This is a genomic window from Arthrobacter sp. efr-133-TYG-104 (assembly GCF_030208915.1).
Taxonomy (GTDB): domain Bacteria; phylum Actinomycetota; class Actinomycetes; order Actinomycetales; family Micrococcaceae; genus Arthrobacter.
The window spans coordinates 69,587-86,432 of record NZ_JARVTA010000026.1 but is presented as its reverse complement, the minus strand read 5'-3'; the positions used below and the strand labels follow the sequence as shown (position 1 = coordinate 86,432).

Annotated in this window: 16 protein-coding genes and 1 other RNA gene; 2 read left to right on the top strand and 15 right to left on the bottom strand. The window is 59.6% G+C overall.

Annotation, left to right across the window (positions count from 1 at the left end):
- Positions 1-40 precede the first annotated feature (40 nt).
- The 13 genes from ssrA to QRN04_RS16785 form a co-directional block, all read right to left on the bottom strand.
- Positions 41-409, bottom strand: a transfer-messenger RNA (tmRNA) gene (gene ssrA, locus QRN04_RS16845).
- 170 nt (positions 410-579) lie between these two features.
- A complete protein-coding gene (gene smpB, locus QRN04_RS16840; protein ID WP_284977173.1) occupies positions 580-1,050 on the bottom strand; it encodes an SsrA-binding protein SmpB in 471 nt (156 codons plus the stop codon).
- Positions 1,051-1,128: 78 nt separating this feature from the next.
- Positions 1,129-2,535 (bottom strand): peptidoglycan DD-metalloendopeptidase family protein, encoded by a 1,407-nt coding sequence (locus QRN04_RS16835; protein WP_502868820.1) that lies wholly within the window; start codon positions 2,533-2,535, stop codon positions 1,129-1,131.
- A gap of 64 nt (positions 2,536-2,599) precedes the next feature.
- Positions 2,600-3,514 carry a permease-like cell division protein FtsX gene (gene ftsX, locus QRN04_RS16830; RefSeq protein WP_284977171.1) on the bottom strand — a complete coding sequence of 305 codons (915 nt, stop codon included), beginning with the start codon at positions 3,512-3,514 and terminating at the stop codon, positions 2,600-2,602.
- Positions 3,511-4,275 carry a cell division ATP-binding protein FtsE gene (gene ftsE, locus QRN04_RS16825; RefSeq protein WP_284977170.1) on the bottom strand — a complete coding sequence of 255 codons (765 nt, stop codon included), beginning with the start codon at positions 4,273-4,275 and terminating at the stop codon, positions 3,511-3,513. Before ftsE ends, ftsX begins: the two co-directional genes overlap by 4 nt.
- A 178-nt stretch (positions 4,276-4,453) precedes the next feature.
- On the bottom strand, positions 4,454-5,578 hold the full coding sequence (gene prfB, locus QRN04_RS16820) for a peptide chain release factor 2 (protein ID WP_284977169.1): 1,125 nt from the start codon (positions 5,576-5,578) through the stop codon (positions 4,454-4,456).
- A gap of 31 nt (positions 5,579-5,609) precedes the next feature.
- A complete protein-coding gene (locus tag QRN04_RS16815; protein WP_350224948.1) occupies positions 5,610-6,098 on the bottom strand; it encodes a pilus assembly protein TadG-related protein in 489 nt (162 codons plus the stop codon).
- A complete protein-coding gene (locus QRN04_RS16810) occupies positions 6,095-6,520 on the bottom strand; it encodes a hypothetical protein (protein WP_284977168.1) in 426 nt (141 codons plus the stop codon). Before QRN04_RS16810 ends, QRN04_RS16815 begins: the two co-directional genes overlap by 4 nt.
- Before the next feature lie 103 nt (positions 6,521-6,623).
- Positions 6,624-7,001 carry a TadE/TadG family type IV pilus assembly protein gene (locus tag QRN04_RS16805; protein ID WP_502868818.1) on the bottom strand — a complete coding sequence of 126 codons (378 nt, stop codon included), beginning with the start codon at positions 6,999-7,001 and terminating at the stop codon, positions 6,624-6,626.
- A 50-nt stretch (positions 7,002-7,051) separates the two neighbouring features.
- On the bottom strand, positions 7,052-7,234 hold the full coding sequence (locus QRN04_RS16800; RefSeq protein WP_350224949.1) for a hypothetical protein: 183 nt from the start codon (positions 7,232-7,234) through the stop codon (positions 7,052-7,054).
- A gap of 165 nt (positions 7,235-7,399) precedes the next feature.
- Complete coding sequence (locus tag QRN04_RS16795) at positions 7,400-8,341, bottom strand: type II secretion system F family protein (RefSeq protein WP_502868817.1); 942 nt, start codon at positions 8,339-8,341, stop codon at positions 7,400-7,402.
- Entirely contained in the window at positions 8,338-9,192 is an 855-nt protein-coding gene (locus QRN04_RS16790) for a type II secretion system F family protein (RefSeq protein WP_284977179.1), read from the bottom strand. Before QRN04_RS16790 ends, QRN04_RS16795 begins: the two co-directional genes overlap by 4 nt.
- Positions 9,192-10,415, bottom strand: a complete 1,224-nt coding sequence (locus tag QRN04_RS16785) for a TadA family conjugal transfer-associated ATPase (RefSeq protein WP_284977178.1) — start codon at positions 10,413-10,415, stop codon at positions 9,192-9,194. Before QRN04_RS16785 ends, QRN04_RS16790 begins: the two co-directional genes overlap by 1 nt.
- Positions 10,416-10,715: 300 nt before the next feature.
- Here QRN04_RS16785 and QRN04_RS16780 point away from each other — a divergent pair, with 300 nt between their 5' ends.
- The gene (locus QRN04_RS16780) at positions 10,716-13,433 is read left to right on the top strand and encodes a GH25 family lysozyme (protein ID WP_284977166.1); all 2,718 of its coding nucleotides are present in this window, start codon (positions 10,716-10,718) and stop codon (positions 13,431-13,433) included.
- 262 nt (positions 13,434-13,695) lie between these two features.
- Entirely contained in the window at positions 13,696-15,042 is a 1,347-nt protein-coding gene (locus QRN04_RS16775; RefSeq protein ID WP_284977165.1) for a neutral/alkaline non-lysosomal ceramidase N-terminal domain-containing protein, read from the top strand.
- Between the two features lie 106 nt (positions 15,043-15,148).
- Here the strand turns inward: QRN04_RS16775 and QRN04_RS16770 are convergent, their stop codons facing one another.
- Both QRN04_RS16770 and QRN04_RS16765 read right to left on the bottom strand, forming a co-directional pair.
- On the bottom strand, positions 15,149-15,580 hold the full coding sequence (locus QRN04_RS16770) for a hypothetical protein (protein WP_284977177.1): 432 nt from the start codon (positions 15,578-15,580) through the stop codon (positions 15,149-15,151).
- A 188-nt stretch (positions 15,581-15,768) separates the two neighbouring features.
- Entirely contained in the window at positions 15,769-16,608 is an 840-nt protein-coding gene (locus QRN04_RS16765) for an Rv1352/Rv1906c domain-containing protein (protein WP_284977164.1), read from the bottom strand.
- Positions 16,609-16,846 lie beyond the last annotated feature (238 nt).

Sequence of the window (16,846 nt, the reverse complement as noted above, 5' to 3'; positions counted from 1 at the left end):
GACTCGACTCATCCGTGAAGGATGTCTCGACTCATCACAAAAGTGGAGATGGGGGGAATTGAACCCCCGTCCGATGTCGTGTTGTCAGGGCTTCTCCGGGCGCAGTTTGCGTCGGACTTTCTCGGCCCCAGCTATCCTGCAAACAGGTAGCTGATCCGGGCCCAGTCATCTAAGAGTCCCGTTTGCCTCGGTGACGAAGGCAAACAGCAGTGGCTATCTAAATGACGCCAGGATCCGGGGCGATAGCAACCCCGGGCTGACGGACTGTCTTACTGCTTAGGCAGCGAGAGCGAAGTCAGTGCGCTTAGATTCGGCACTTATTGGTTTGCAGACAGCGTTTACGAGATAATTCTGCATCCTCGGCCCGCTTCACCTGTCGCGACTAACATCGTCGAAACCGATCATCCCCGTATTTTGTTATCAAACCCGACGGCTACCTACCCAATCATGCGGTCGATGGCCACCGGACTATTAATCATAACGCATGGAGACGGGCATGCATTCCCCGACCCACCTGGGCGATCCACGACGTCGGCCGCGTGCCTGCCGGCCGCCAGCCGGTGCAGCGACTGGTCGCCCTTAGCGTCGGTTCCGCTCGCGCAACTCGCGCAAGGATTCGCGTTTGTCCTGTTGTTCCCGGAGCGTCTGGCGCTTGTCGTAATCCTTCTTACCGCGGGCAATCGCGATTTCCACCTTGGCCCTGCCGTCAAGGAAATACAACTGGAGCGGTACCACGGTGAAGCCCGATTCGCGGATTTTTTGCGAGATCTTGTCGAGTTCGTCTCGGTGCAGCAAGAGCTTACGACGACGGCGGGCGGCGTGGTTGGTCCAACTGCCTTGGTGATACTCCGGTATATGGATCCCCTCCATCCACAACTCGTCGTTGTAGAAGGTGCAGAACCCATCAACCATCGAGGCGTGACCCTCGCGCAGCGACTTGACCTCGGTACCCATCAAAGCGATGCCCGCCTCATAGGTATCCAATACGAGATAGTTATGCCGGGCCTTGCGATTGGTGGCCACTACCTTACGGCCACTTTCCTTAGGCACGGTAGAACTCCTCATTAGATGCGAATGTTGGATACGGATTCGAACTAGTCTACGTCAATCCCGGAGCCGGTTCCCGCGCTAGAGGAGGGTCATCGGGTCAACAGCCACACCGTTGAGCCACGTCTCGAAGTGAGCATGGCAGCCGGTCGAGTTGCCTGTGCTTCCGGAGTAGGCGATGAGTTGGCCTTGGGCTACCTGCTGTCCGTTGGCCACAACGATGCTGCTGTTGTGGTAGTAGATGGTGGTCAGCGAATTGCCCTGGATGACGCCATGGGACAACTTAACCCGCCACCCGCCGCCGTCGGCCGAATTCCAACCCGAGTTGAAAACCGTGCCGGCCGCTGCCGCGTAGACCGGCGTTCCACATGCCACGCCGAAGTCAATACCCGTGTGCAGGTAGCCACCCGTGCCATAGAAATCGATGGTGCCCGGAGGCGTTGCCCGCCATCCGAACCCCGACGTGATGGGAACCTGGCCGGCGAACGGATGAATCAGCCCAAACGCCGACGGCGACCCCGCCGGAGGTGCGACGTATGGGGCTTGCGGAGGCGCCGGCCTCCCCTGTGCAGCCGCTGCGGCCTGGGCTGCGGCAGCAGCTTGTTCTGCGAGGCGGCGCTGCTCGGCTTCCCACGCTTCCCGCAGCTTTCGGTCCCGGTCTTGGATCTCGGCAGCAACGGAATCCTGTGCAGCCTTCACCTTCGCGAGGTTGGCTTCGATCCCAGGTTTGGCAGCCTGGAGCTGCCCGTTCAGGCGGGTCGTGTCATCGATGAGCTTATCGACGTCGGCCTTCTTGCTGGCGGCATCGTCCCGAGCGGCCTTTTCCCGCTCAAGGGCAGCGTCCGCCTTGGCCTTAAGGTCCTGAATTTCCTGCTCCACGGCAGCGAGCCGGGCCTGCGAATTGACGTTGGTCGCGTTTTGCTGCGTCAATTTGGTCATTGCAGCGTTTTGGCTGCGCATTGCTTGGTCTGCCAAATCCATTGACTCGGTCAGGCTTCCGGTTTCATTGGACCCGAACAACAAAGCCACATTTGTCGGAACGCCGCCTGATTTATAGGCCTGCGAAGCGATCTGGCCAATCAGCTTTTTGGTGTCCGTGATCTTTTGCTTGTCGCTCTCCAACTGGCTGGTGATCGTTGCCTTGTTCTGCTGGGCCAACTCAACCCTGGCGGCTAAAGCATCGACATCCTTTACGGCGCTGGCAACCTTGCCCTGCGCTTCGAGGAGGGCCTGTTGCGCGCCGGGAAGGCGTCCCTGGTAAATCACCAAATCACCGGCGGCTTTCGCAATACCGGAGTCGACAAACTCGAGGGACGCCTGCACCCGGTCGGACTCAGCTTGAAGTGCCGCCTGTTGGTCGTCAAGATTATCCGCCCGCGCGTCCGGTGCGCCCGTAAGGAGACTGATGGCGAGACCGAGAGCCAAGACACCGCCGACCATCCGGGCTGGCCCCAGGGCAGCGCGTCGACGCGCCAGTGCCGGTTCCATTGTGGTCATCAGGAGTCCTTTTCGCCTATCAGCATCGTTATGTGCACTATCCAAACGTTCGCAGCTAAACCTTCAAGTAACGCCTGAGGGTGAGTAAGGATGATATCCCAGCCAAGCCGCCACCCAGTGCAATCAGCACAGGCGCGATCACCAAGACCTGGGTCGAAGAAATGAACGGAGTATTAAGGAACTGCTTGGACAGGTCACCGTTGAGCCAGAAATGGGCCATCAGCCATAGCGTGACCGAGGCAAGCAAGGCACCGACGACGGCGGCAATGACGCCTTCGAGGATAAACGGCAGTTGGATGACCATCTTGGAGGCTCCAACCAGGCGCATAATGCCGGTTTCGCGCCGTCGACTGAAGGCCGAAAGCCTAATGGTGGTCGTAATCAGCAGCACCGCACAGAAAATCATCACCGCAGCAACACCTACAGCAGCCACCGAGGCGCCGTTCATCCATGAGAAGATCCGCTCCAGCACTTGCCGCTGGTCGCTGACCGTCTCGACCCCGGGCTGGCTTGAGAATGTTTCACTTATGATCTGGTACTTCTGGGGGTCCTTCATGTTGATGCGGAACGACGCCGGCAGCTGGTCCTGGGACACGGAATCAACAATGGGAGAGTTGGAGAACTGCTCCTTGAAGTGCGTGTACGCCTCAGCCTGGGATTCGAACTGGTAGTCGTTGATGTACTGCTTGACCGCAGGCGAGTCCAGCAAGGCCCGAATGTTGGCCTGCTGTTCCTTTGTCACCGGGCCGGAGGCGCAACCAGCCGCCGTCGAACCGTCATTGCACAAGAAGACCGCCACCTGGACTTTGTCGTACCAGTAGCCCTTCATCTGGTTGATCTGCATTTGCAGCATTCCGGCGGCGCCTACGAACGTCAAGGAAATGAAGGTCACCAGGACCACCGAAATCACCATCGACAGATTGCGGCGAAGGCCGCTGCCGATTTCGCCGAGGATAAATAAGAACCTCACAGCTGGACCCCTTGCGCGCGGTCAAGCTCCTCGCCACTGGCATCCTTCAACCGCCGCGACTCCCCCACTACCGGGATCATGGACGTGTAGAGAGCCTTCGCTTCATCGCGGATGACCTTGCCATTTTTGAGCTCCACCACACGGCGTCGCATTTCGTTGACGATGTCGTCATCGTGTGTTGCCATGACCACAGTGGTCCCGTTCTGGTTGATCTTGTCCAAGACCCCCATGATGCCCATCGATGTAATGGGATCGAGGTTTCCGGTTGGTTCATCAGCAAGAAGAATGCCTGGCCGATTGACGACGGCGCGCGCGATCGCCACGCGCTGCTGCTCACCACCGGAGAGTTCGTGCGGCATCCGGCGTTCCTTGCCTTCCAGGCCCACGGTCTTCAACACTTCAGGGACTGTCTCGCGGATGATCGACCGGCTTTTGCCGATGACCTGCATCGCGAAGGCGACATTTGCGAACACATTCTTCTGGGGCAGCAACCTGAAGTCCTGGAAGACGACGCCGATTCCGCGGCGAAGTTTCGGGACACGCCAGCTCGAGATGTTGGCGACGTTCTGGCCCGCGACGTACACGGAGCCGGACGAGGCTTTATCCTCTTTCAGGATCAGGCGGAGGAAGGTTGACTTGCCTGAGCCCGATGCACCCACCAGGAAGGTGAATTCGCCGCGGTTGATCTCAAGGCTGACGGAGTCGAGTGCCGGACGGGCATTCTGCTCGTAGACCTTGGTGACATTCTCAAATCTGATCATGGCCCTTAGGAACCCCGCCGGACATGACATGAGTGCCCAGTCCAACAGCCGGAGCGCGGGCTTTCGTTGGGGGAAGTGAGGGCACCGGCTTCTCGACTATACGCACGGGTGATCCGGGTTTTGGGTGCTTTCGGCAGCGTGTCGCGTAATCGGGTCCGTGCGCAATGCCGCCGGCGAGTCAGTCTTGGTTGGCCGCAGCGTTGCGGTTACCGGTTCGCCAGCGGATGCCCGCATCGATGAAATCGTCGATGTCACCGTCAAGCACGGCTGATGTGTTCCCCACTTCGTGCTCCGTCCGGAGGTCCTTGACCATTTGGTACGGGTTGAGCACGTAGGAACGCATTTGGTCGCCCCAAGATGCCTTGACGTCGCCGGCCAAGGCTTTCTTTTCTGCGTCCTGTTGCTCTTTCTTGACGAGCAGCAATCGGGACTGAAGCACACGCATGGCCGCCGCCCTGTTTTGCAGTTGGGATTTTTCGTTCTGCATCGACACCACAATGCCGGTGGGAATGTGCGTCAAACGTACGGCGGAGTCAGTGGTGTTCACCGACTGGCCACCTGGTCCCGAGGAACGGAAGACGTCCACCCGAATTTCGTTATCGGGGATCTCAATCGAGTCCGTTTGTTCGATCAGGGGGATGACCTCCACAGCGGCGAACGAGGTCTGTCGCCGTCCTTGGTTGTCAAAAGGACTGATCCGAACCAGTCTGTGCGTCCCTGCTTCAACGCTTAGCGTTCCAAAAGCGTAGGGCGCTTTGACTTCGAAAGTAGCCGACTTCAGGCCCGCTTCTTCGGCGTAGGAGGTATCCATAACGGTGGTCGGGTAACCATGGCGCTCAGCCCACCGCAGGTACATGCGCATCAACATCTCGGCGAAATCGGCAGCGTCGACTCCGCCGGCTCCAGCACGAATGGTGACTACCGCTTCTCGTTCGTCGTATTCACCCGAGAGCAGCGTCACAACTTCAAGCTCGGCCAGCGCTTTTCGGATCGACGTGAGTTCTTTCGCGGCTTCGGCCATTGACGCCTCGTCGCCTTCATCCTCGCCCAACTCCACGAGTACCTCAAGGTCATCGATCCGCGCAGCAAGCCTGGAAAGCCGCTCTACTTCGGATTGCCGATGGGACAAACGTGAAGTCACTATTTGAGCGGAAGCGGGGTCATCCCAGAGATCCGGAGCGCCTGCCTGCTCGCTTAGTTCGGCAATCTCCGCCTTCAAAGCATCAACATCCGTGACGTTCTCGATGGACATGTAAGTGCCGCGAAGCGCGCGGATTTCTGCGGGAAAATCAATTTCAGCCATGGTTGTTCCAGCGTACGCTATTGGCCGGACGCTACTGAGTCAGCCGGGATCGCGCTGTCGACTTTACCTCTACGACAACGCCATCGGGCACGAGGAAGCTCACTACCGGCGGGTGGGCAACAGCCGTGAGCTCCACAACGGCCGTCCCGCCCGGGTCACTGCCGGTTCCCGGGCCGATTTTCAGCTGATCATGAGCAGCGAAGGCATCGACGGATGCAAGGTACGAATTCGCAGAGCTGACCACGCGCTCGTCCACCAGGGTCGTTGCGGGAGCACTTTCACCACCTATGTCCCCCACGATGAAAGAGTCAGCAGCGGCGAGGGCCGCGCCATCGGCCAAGGACAGGAGTCTCTTCTGTTCAAGGTAGACCGCTGAGGCTGCCATCACCACGGTCGCCAGTAGCAGCGACAGCAGGACAAAACCAACAATCAGCACCGTCAGTTGGCCTCGTTCGCCGGCTCGCACCACACCCGGTTCATCACTCCGTCGAGAGGAGACTCGCGTCAAGAATCCAGTCATCGGAACCGTCCCACCACTTGAGTAGCGGACGCACTCACCCGGGCTGCGTTCAGTTGAAGCACTTCCCCGAACGGCACCATCGGCAGCGGGACGGCGAGGCGCACGCTGACAGTTACTTTGCTTCCCGGCACGGCGCAATCGTTCCCGTCGCAGGTGATGTCCACGCGTGCCTGGTCGGCCTCGAAACCATAATCTTTCAGCGCGACGAGCACGGCCTGCTCGGCCGCAGTCCGCCCCTTGCCCGAATCATCCTGAAGCACAAGGACTTTGGCCGCTTGATCGGCGGCACCCACGACGGCGAAGGCGCCCCCTTGGATTTGGGCGACGGAAACCACGAAATAGACCACCGGAACCATGAGCAATAATGCCAAAAACGTGAATTCGACGACGGCGCTCCCGCCCTCTGGGTTACCGGCGTCCATTGGTGAAGCCGCCTTCGATGACGTGCCGCTCGGTAGGCACGCCGCCTCGCCGAGTCGTCTGCTCAGGTGGCGTCCGAGCCTCTGCAACCTACGGCTCAGCTGCCTAACCCAAAAGCGCGGCATGCCCCTTCACCTCCAGCGTCCCGCTTGGGCCAAGCAAGCCAATGACAGGGAGGGGTGCCCGCACTGTCACCTCGATGGTGCGTACACCACCCACCCTCACCTCGCTGGATTCGATGTCCTGTGCAAAGTCCGGGTTCAATGCAGCGGCAATGAGAGTCCGCGCCCTGGCACTGGCATCAGCGGATGTTCGATCGGCCAAAGCGCCATACCTGGCGCCGGACGCAGCAGCATCGATGAGGGTATTCCGGACGTGAAGAATCAGTGTTAGCTGAACAATGGACACAAAAAACATTGTCAATAACGCGCCCACCAAAACGAAGTCAACGACTGCTGATCCTTGCTCGTCGATGCCTTTCACGGCAGAGTCACAGTGGCGCTACATGTGAAGATCCGGGCCGCCCCCATGGCCTACTTGCCCACCTTCGCCATTGCTTGGTTGAACAAGTCCGCCAAGGCGGGCGATTCAATCGCCAGGAGACCTGCAACCAATATCGCGGACATCAAGGTGATCATGACCCAGCCGGGTACGTCGCCGCGCTCCCTCCTTTCTTCGGTAGGGAACGCGCGGAGTATCACTAACCGGATTACCACTAAGAGGCTAAGGCCAAGGCACGACTGCTGCAGCAGAGCGGGCAGGCCACTCCCGAGGCGAACGATTGTTTTCATTTTTCCCCCAATGTTTCGCTTACTTGAATTACATTCACTTCGTATTTCACGAACTTTTATGGCTGAAGCCGTGGTCCGGCGTGGGACGGTCTAGAAGGACATTTCCAGCGCTGCAATAGCGGGAAAGGCCGCGAAGACGACAGTCAACGGGAGAACCCCGAAAACCAACGGCACCATCATCGCGATTTCCTTCCGTCCCGCAGACTCCATAAGCTCGCGCTTGGCAGCGTCCCGGACATCAGATGCCTGGGCCCGAAGGACATCCGCGAGTGGAGTCCCCCGTTCCACGGCGACCACGAGACCGTCAACAAACCGGACGAGCGGCGGCAACTCGGTCCTTCCGGAAAACGCACCGAGAGCCTCCGTCATCGGTCTGCCCGACCTCGTGTCCGCGAGAACTGTGGCAAACTCTGCCGCCAGCTCTCCCCGTGAGGTTCGACACACCCTGTCCATAGCTCCCATCGCGCTTTCGCCAGCAGCCACCGCGAGCGCCATCAGTTCGGCAAGGCTGGGAAACTCCGAGAGCATCCGGGATTCACGGCGCTTTATCTGTTGGCTCAAGAGGAAATCCCGAAGCAGAAAGCCACACAATGTAGCGCCCACCACCGACACGAGTGCAAAGGGAATGTTGAACCGGCCCGACGCGGCGCCCAGCGACACTGCAATGAGGGACAGCAGAAAACCCCCGGCCCCCCACAACAGTTGTTCAGCCCGAAAGTCCGTGGTTGACGTTGATGAGCCAGCGCGCGAGAGACGCTTTGCCAGCAAGGCTGCGCCCAGGTTGTATCGCGACAAATGGGATACAGCGTCACCGATGATCGGACGCAGGATCTGTTCAAGGGGCCCAAACGGTGTCAAGTTATGGACCGGGGAACGCAAGAGGCGTGATTCCAAGTTATGGGATCTGAGCTGGGGAGCGATCCGATCGGCGAAGGTGGTTCCTCGCATTAAAGGCAAGCGGACCAGCACTATCCAAAGACCAGCTCCAAGCATCAGGCCGCAAAGAACGGCTGCAACCATCAAAGTATTCACCGGAGCACCCGCTCATCCTCGGGCAAAGCACCGATCCGTAGCATCACGGTGTAACAGAGAACGGACACTACTAGGCCGCCTAGAAGCACTACGGCTCCGAGCCCCGAATTGTACGCAAGCATCGCTTCGGGACGACCGGCCATGACCACCACGACAATCCACGGCGCCGCTACGGCAAGACGGGCCGCATTGACCGTCCACGATTGCCGCGCCTCAAGTTCGCTGCGCGTTCTCGCGCTCTCCCTTAGGAATTCAGCGAGGGTACCCAACATCTTGCCGAGGTCCGAACCACCAACTTCACGCGTCATGCGGAGTGCCTCGATGATGCGATCCGCGACCGGATCCGCCAACCGGGCTTTGAGCTTGTTCAAGGCGGCTTCGAAGTGACCGCCGGACCTATAGTCGGCACCAAACTCCAGAAATAATTCGCGCAGTTCCACAGGTCCGTTGTGCCCTAGTTGAATCAACGCCTCCGGCAAGGCCAGTCCAGCCCGTATCGCAGAGCGCAAGTGGTCCACCACGTCGGGCCATAGCTGACGCAATGTAGCCCGCCGTTTCCTCGCCCGCCAGCGAACAGCTCCGAAGGGCAGCCAAGAGCCGAAAAGCCCGAAGCATGCGGCAACTGGCACCGAATGTGTCACGAGGAGAAAGACAAGGGCTGTAACTACTCCGAAGCATGCACAGGAGAGCACGAGTCCCGCGGCGGACACCCTCTCGATTCCTGCAGCCTGCAGCAAAAGTTCCAGGCGGCCGGCTTTAGGTTCTTTCGGTTGTCTAGGCGGCTCGTCCCAGGCAGACCACCATACGAGGAATCCGCCAACGCCGAGCAGCAGACCGAGAAACGGCGCCATCACTTAAGCTCCAGGAGCGCCGAAACATCAAATCCTGCCCGCGCAAACTTTTCGGCCGCAGGCATGGAGTTTGCCCGTGGTTGCAACCGGCCATCCATCAGGCCGAAAACGCCGGACGATTCGATGATCCCGTTCTCAACCCTTCTTCCCAAGGACAGCACTTCCGTGACTTGCCGCTTGCCGTTGGGGTGGCGGCCGCAGTGGACCACGAGGTCAATACACGACGCCACAGTGGGCACCACAAAGGCGCTTGATATATTCGCCCCGGCCAAGAGAGGAAGGGTGCATATCTTCGTTACGGCATCGTGCGCGGAGTTGGCGTGTACGGTGCACATACCAGGAAGGCCTGAGTTCAAAGCAATCAGCATGTCCAAGCTTTCGGCCTCACGGACTTCCCCCACCACAAGGCGATCCGGTCGCATTCGAAGTGCTTCCTTCACCAAACGGCGCAAGGGGATTTCCCCGCCCCCTTCAAGATTTGGCTGACGGCACTGGAGTCCCACGACATCACGTAGTGGAAGCTGCAGTTCAAAGATTTCCTCTACGGTGATGACACGTTCACGCGAACCAATGCTCGCGGCGAGACAGTTCAGCAAGGTGGTCTTTCCGGCTTGAGTCGCACCGGAAACCAGGATGTTGAGTCCGCTGGCGACGGCGGCTCCCAAGAACCTGGCTGCCTGGGGCGTAAGGCTGCCGAGGTCCACCAGATGCTCCAACCGGCTAGCGCGCGCGACAAACTTTCGGATATTAACGGCCCAGTGCTTCCGGGTGATATCAGGGATGACCACGTGCAACCTGGAGCCGTCGGGCAATGCAGCATCGACGAATGGCGAGGATAGGTCCAGCCTGCGGCCGGAACTTTTCAACATCTTTTCAACCAAGTCCCGAACCTGTTGGTCGCTCAGTGCTATCCCTGTGAGCTCCGATTCCCCGTTGCGAGCCACGTAAACTTCCTGGGGCGCATTAATCCACACTTCTTCTATGGAAGGATCATCCAGAAGTGGTTGCAGGGGTCCGAATCCGGCAATGGCGTCAAAGATGTGTCGGCGGGCAGTGTCGAGATGGCCCAGCGGAGGAAGCGGTGCCAGAAGGGCCCGTTCATCGTAATCGCTGATAGCAGCATCAACGAGGCTCCGCACGTCCACGGATTGCTCCAACGGATCCAATCCGCGCCGCCTGATCAGCTCGCGGACTTCTCCTTCCACGATCTTTACAGCGTCCACGGTTCCCCCAAAGAGTGGTTTCCAGCTCATAGCGGGAGGAACCTCCCGCTGGATTTACGCTAGGCGAGCCTGAGTAGGGAACAAAGTCCTTCGAAGACCTATGTGGATAACCGCCTTGGAGCAGTGCGTACCACGTGTTGCTTCTGCATCTTGCTTCCCACTAGTCACTCCAGTCACAGAATGTTAGGGTAAAGGCCGTTAGGAGCTGGCCTTTGGTCCCATGCGCAGGCGCCCGCCCCGGAGCTTGTCCGCAAGCCACACCATGTGCCGCTGACCCGCGGCACAGGGCCGGATGTGAAGATGACAAGTAAGAGTCCAACTGAACGTACCCGCCTGAGGTCCTTGGCTCGGGCAGGAATCGCGGTTTCCATCTCCCTTATTTCGGGGAGCTTTATTGGTATGCCTGCCATGGCAGTACCTTCGGCCCCACAACATAGCCTTGCAGTGGCGCCGTCAGCGCCGCTCCCGACGCCCGGGCAGGGACCCAGGCCTGCGGCCAAGACCAAACCGCAAACCAACGAGTTGCCCAACCAGCAGCACGAGCTGGCCCCCGCCGTCGCGCCGACCCCCGCAGCAGCGGCAGCCGGCCCCGCGCCCGATGCCTTGATTCAAGGTTCCGGCAGCGCACCCATGCCGGGAAATGCCCCCGATGCGGAGACGAAGAAAGCCGCAATGCGGTCATCGATTCCCGCTGGCGGCGCCGAAATGGGACAGCGCTCCTCGCGGGTCCTCGCCACTAAGAAGGACGGCACTGCGGCGCCCGCGAGTGGCCGGGCGGTTGGCGGAGCGGTTAACGCCACCGTTCCGATGACGGCGGACACCTCGCATTGGCGGCCAAGCGTGGGGGTGGAGGGTCAGGATGTCAGCGCGCACCAAGGCAACGTGGACTGGCAGGGCCAGTGGAGCCAAGGGGTGCGTTGGGCTTACGTAAAAGCCTCAGAAGGCAACTACTACGTCAACGAGAACTACACCCAGCAGTACAACGGTTCCCGCGATGCCGGCATGATCCGGGGCGCCTACCATTTCGCCATCCCGAACTGGTCATCCGGTGCAGACCAGGCTCGTTACTTCGTGGCAAATGGCGGAGGATGGACAGCCGACGGCTACACATTGCCTCCCGTTCTGGACATTGAGTACAACCCGTACGCCGGACGGACCATCAACGGCTTTTACTTCGGCAACACGTGCTACGACATGTCCCAGGCGCAACTTGGCCAGTGGGCAGCAGATTTCGGAAATACCGTCAAAGCACTCACTGGGCGCTTCCCGGTCATTTACAGCACCACAGACTGGTGGAACACCTGCGTCGGCAACTCCACCTTTGGGAGCTATCCCCTCTGGATCGCTTCCTATTGGAACAACCCGACGAACTCCCCCGGATCCTTGCCTGCCAGCTGGAACGGCTACACGATGTGGCAGTACAGCAGCACGGGACCCTTTGAGGGGGATTCCAATATCTTCAACGGCAGCTACGACCAACTGAGGACGTATGCCCGCGGAGTCGGCTATCCCTCCAATCCGTCCATCAAGTCCGAGGCCGACATCCTCGTTACTAACGCCTCCGGACGATTGGACAACTTTCCGGCCGACGGCCAAGGCAATATCACCGGGCCGGTAACAATCGGTTCCGGTTGGGCAGGTGCCAAATCCATCTACGTCGTGGACTGGAACCAGGACGGCGTCCAAGACATCCTGTCGCAATGGCCGGACGGATCCCTCAAGGTCTTCCCAGGCGCACCCGGTGGCGGTTTCTATGCTCCCATTCAGGTCGGGAAGGGCTGGCAGGAGATGTCGCTGACCGTGGGGTGGTGGAACTCCGGCGACGGATATCCAGGAGTCCTGGGCCAGGACGCCTTCGGCGATATCTACCGATACCCAAACGCAGGGGGCGGTGTGCTGGGGGCAGGAGTCAAGATCGGTTCAGGTTTCACCGGCCACCAGATCAACCAGATTGACTTTGATGGAGACGGCAGTCAGGACCTCGTCACTCGAACGACGGACGGCACGCTCCGGCTCTACCGGTCGGACGGTTTGGGCAACTTCGTCAACGAGCCTGCTCGCGTCATCGGATCCGGGTGGGACGGCATGACCGCCGTCAGTTCCTCAACCAACTACAGCGGCGCCGCATCCCAAGGGCTTGTGGCGCGGGCGGCCAATGGCGACCTGGACTACTACCCAGCCGTTTCCAGATCATGGGGTAGCCAGAGTCTGATCGGATTGGGATGGAACGATGTCACCCTGATCAGTGGGGCGCCGGTCGACGTCGAGTCAACACTCGGCGTCGACGCGCCGGACGTCCTGGCCATCAGGCCCGATGCGAACCTTTACCGTTACCCCGGTTCCGGTTCCACCAGCCTCCTACCCCAAGAGTTGGTCGGCACCGGTTGGGCTGGCCTCAAAGCAGGATTCGTGACCGACTGGAACGGCGACGGCACCCTCGATGTGGTGGCCCAATGGTCTGACGGCCGCTTGAGCGTCTACCCGGGCAGGAACGGCCGAGGCTTCGGAGCTCCGATCAGCTTGGGTACAAACTGGGCCGGATGGACACTGACGGTCGGGACCTGGAAGACAACGGACGGCCACCCCGGGATAGTCGGGTACGACTCCACCGGCCGTTTGTTCTACTTCAATAACCTCAGCGGTGGAACAGTCAGCGCTGGTATCGCCATCGGTGTCGGCTGGACAGGTTTGGACATAGTCCAGATGGACTTCGACAAGGATTCGAAGCCTGACCTTCTCGCCAAGACCAGAACAGGTGACCTGAAGCTCTACCGCTCGAACGGTGCGGGTAATTTCATCCCGGAAACGCCCGAGGTGGTTGGAACGGGGTGGAACATCATTTCAAGCTTCGGAGCCATCCGTGACTTCTCGAACCCTGGTTCGACTGGCTTGGTAGCCCGGACCACCACCGGTGAGCTGCGCTACTACCCGGTTGGGCAGAACAAGGCGTGGGGTACACCGATGCCGATCGGCACCGGATGGAACGGCTTGAAAATACTGGCACCAGCGGCGAAGTAACTACTGTGGCGCTCGGCGCCGCTTTCATCGATCGAAGGCTTGTTCCCCTGGACTTCCCGGGAGGGCAGGCCTTCGGTCTTTTCGCAGCAGATTTCCGAACACCGTGACTATTTTTTTCGCGGGTTACCGGCCCTAAATGGCCGCCCCACATGGTCTAATGAAGTTGGTCTCACGTATTGGCTGTTCAGTGCATCCGGGAATCGGACTTTGTTTAGGGGTAAGCGAAGGTCATCCACTGCACGCAATCAAGGAGTGATCTTTTATGGCGTTTAGAGTTGGAACCGCAAGCGCTGACATAACGCCGTCGCTAAGCACCAATCCCTATATGGCCGGATATGGAACCACCGACGGCGGCCGCGTGGCAACCAGCAGTTCACCGTATGAGCCGCTTTACGCCCGCGCAATCCTCATATGGGAAGACACCAGCCCGCAAATCATCATCAGCGTTGATGTCTTGGCAATACCGAGGGCCATGCACCAGCGGATCCGGAGCCGCATTGTTGACCTGGCGGATTGGGCGAGCAGCGATATCATCCTCCAAGCAACCCACACGCACAACGGGCCCGCGCTGATTGACACCCTGCAGCCATACATGGCTTACGGTATTTCGGATCTCGGTCTTATCCGCTCCTACAGTGCAGACCTCGAAGACACCATCGTCAATCTTGCGCAGGATGCGCTCAATGCCAACGAAGTGGCGGTGACTTTCGACTACAAGGTGTCCAGCCAGAACATCGCCGCCAACAGAGCCGGCCTTCCGTACACGGAGACCGCGGTTCCGATTCTCGTTGCCAGAGGCACCAACGGAAAGCCTGTAGCTGTGATCTTCAGCTACGGCTGCCACCCGATCAGCGCCGGGCTGCGCACTTTGTTCGACGGCGACTTCGCGGCTGGAGCCTGCAACTATATCGAGAACAACAACCCAAATTGCTTTGCCATGTTCCTTCAAGGACCGGCCGGAGACCAAGATCCCGGCGGCGTCCGCAGCTGGGCGCTCCGTGACCAACACGCCGATGCGTTAGGTGCAACCGTCAGTACAAACATGCAGACCGCAGGACGAGCACTCACGGGCCCTATCAGCACACAGTACAAGGAAGTCCAGCTGCCTTTGGACATTACGGCCACGCCGGCCAACCTCGCCGCAGTGCGCGCGGACTACGTAGCGCGACTGCCTAATCCGGACGGTCAGCCGCAGTGGTATCAGCGCCACGCCCAGGTCATGATCGCTCGAATCGACAGCAACAGCTACAGCACCTCCGTGCCGTCCCCGTTCCAAGTCTGGAAATTCAATGGGAGCCCGCAACTGAAAATTGCCCTGGTCGGCGGGGAACTGGTCAGTGGCTATGGTGCCTACTTCCGAAACCAGAATGGTGGGAGCAACGGAATCATTATCGGCGGCTACGCGAACGAGTCCTGCTGTTACATACCCAGCAATGAGTTCTTTCCTCCGAACATGCCTCTTGGAAGCTACGAGGGGGGTTGGGAGCCCGATTACCCTGGAATTGCCGGTGGCGCCATGACTGTTTATGGCCATTTAGGTCACTTCAAAGCCGGTGCGAATGGAGTAGAAACAACCCTTATCAATGCAATGAACGCCATGCTCGCCTGATCCGGTGGCAGCAGAAAGGGTGCGGACCAATGTGGTCCGCACCCTTTTCACGTTATTACCAACTTTTTGGTGGCACGCCTGTTATTGATTTCCCACTCGAGCGTCCCTAAACCGCGGTCTTGAGCCACCTCGTAAAGACAGCCGCCTGCGGTGCCAGCGGAGCCAAGGTGAGGGCACCCTTGACCACGGGAATTCCGTACGAAGCAAGGGCAGCGGGGATGTTCCTTGGGTCGGTCCTTGTGCATGCCTTGACGATCTGCAGGCACAGGGCGGCGTCCTGTCCTCGGCCGGCCCCGGCGGCTATGGCTGCATTGACCGCAGCTGCCTCCTCCGGAGTGAGCACGAGTGAACCACTGCCAACGTAGGCAACCTGGCAATCTGTCGCCTGCAGGTACCGTGGCGCAGCCCAGAGTTCCTCCAAGCTCGAAAACTTGCCAATGAGGCTGCCGTCCCTGCCCGTGCAGGTGAACTGGTATCTGGTCGAAGGCTCCGGGCGCTCCTTCGGGATTTCCCCATCACCTGACACGGCGGGCGCCATATTCACGGCGGATGGTTGGGAAGTACTAATTTTGGCTCCTGAGCAAACGGCCAAGGCAATTGATGCCACGCCGAGCTGAAGAACACTGCGCCTGCGCAAGTCCACCGAGGAATCCCCACTTCATTCGGATGCTCCCCAGCTCCGCATGCTTTGGTTATTCGCCCCAAGCCGTTTCCGGCTGCGTCTGGTTACATCTTCCCCCAAATTCCGCATTTGTCACTAGTGAACTTGTGGCCGGTGGTCAAATCCACCGTATCGCCTGCCGCGGGCAGCCCTCCTTTGAAGAGAAGAACCCCTCCTGCATCAGAGATTGACCACGAACACTGACTGGCTGAAGGAGCCGGCCGGACTAACTGGTAGGACCCCGCTTGGATGGTGTCACCGACGATGTAGCTCCCGTCCCCCACTCTGCTCCGATTCGCCCACCCAGCGATAATCTTCCCTTGCGGAGCGTCCGGGCAGAAGGACGCCGCACCTTGCAACATGCCCTGACTCGCATCCTTGAATCCGCCCGGACCTGTCTCGTCGCTGATCCTGGTACAGAGCCGGAGAACGCCGAGCATCACAGCGAGGCCATTGTCTTCGCCCGCACCTTGGGGTGCAGCCAATGAGATCGAATCCGACTCCCGTGGCGTCGGCTGAAACGGTTTGGTGCCTTGATAGGCGACATCGCACGACGCCATTCTGGTGTAGTTCGGCGCTGCCCAGACCTCTGCGAGGCTCGACAACTGCACTTCAGGCGAATTGTCCAAGCTGGTGCAGTCATACGCGTAGCGGCCAGGTTCGTCACCGTCTCCAGTCTGCTCTCCACTCTGAGCGGGATCGCTGCTCTCAACAGCGGACGACGGCGGCAGGCTGGGTTCAGTTGTTGCGCTGGGGGCACCCGACGGAGTTCCTGCAACATGAGACGGTGAGGCAAGGACGCTTGACGGCGGCTTGCTCGTCCCGTCGGGCGGCTGGGCCGTGGACGGGGTGCAGGCAACCAAAGAAAATGCGATCGCCACGAACAGTGGAAAATATCTGCGCATTTGGAACCTCCACTCCAATCGTGCAAGCGGCGGGTTGTCCGGTCAAGGCTCCCTCGTCGAGTGTGGAAAACCTGAATCTTCAGGGAGCGATAAAAGATTGCTAGTGACAAATTCCAGATTTGGTGGAAGATGTAGGTAGACGCAGCCGGAGACGGCTTGGGGCGAATAACCAATGCATGCGGAGCTGGGGAGCATCCGAATGAAGTGGGGATTCCTCGGTGGACACGCGCAATCGCAG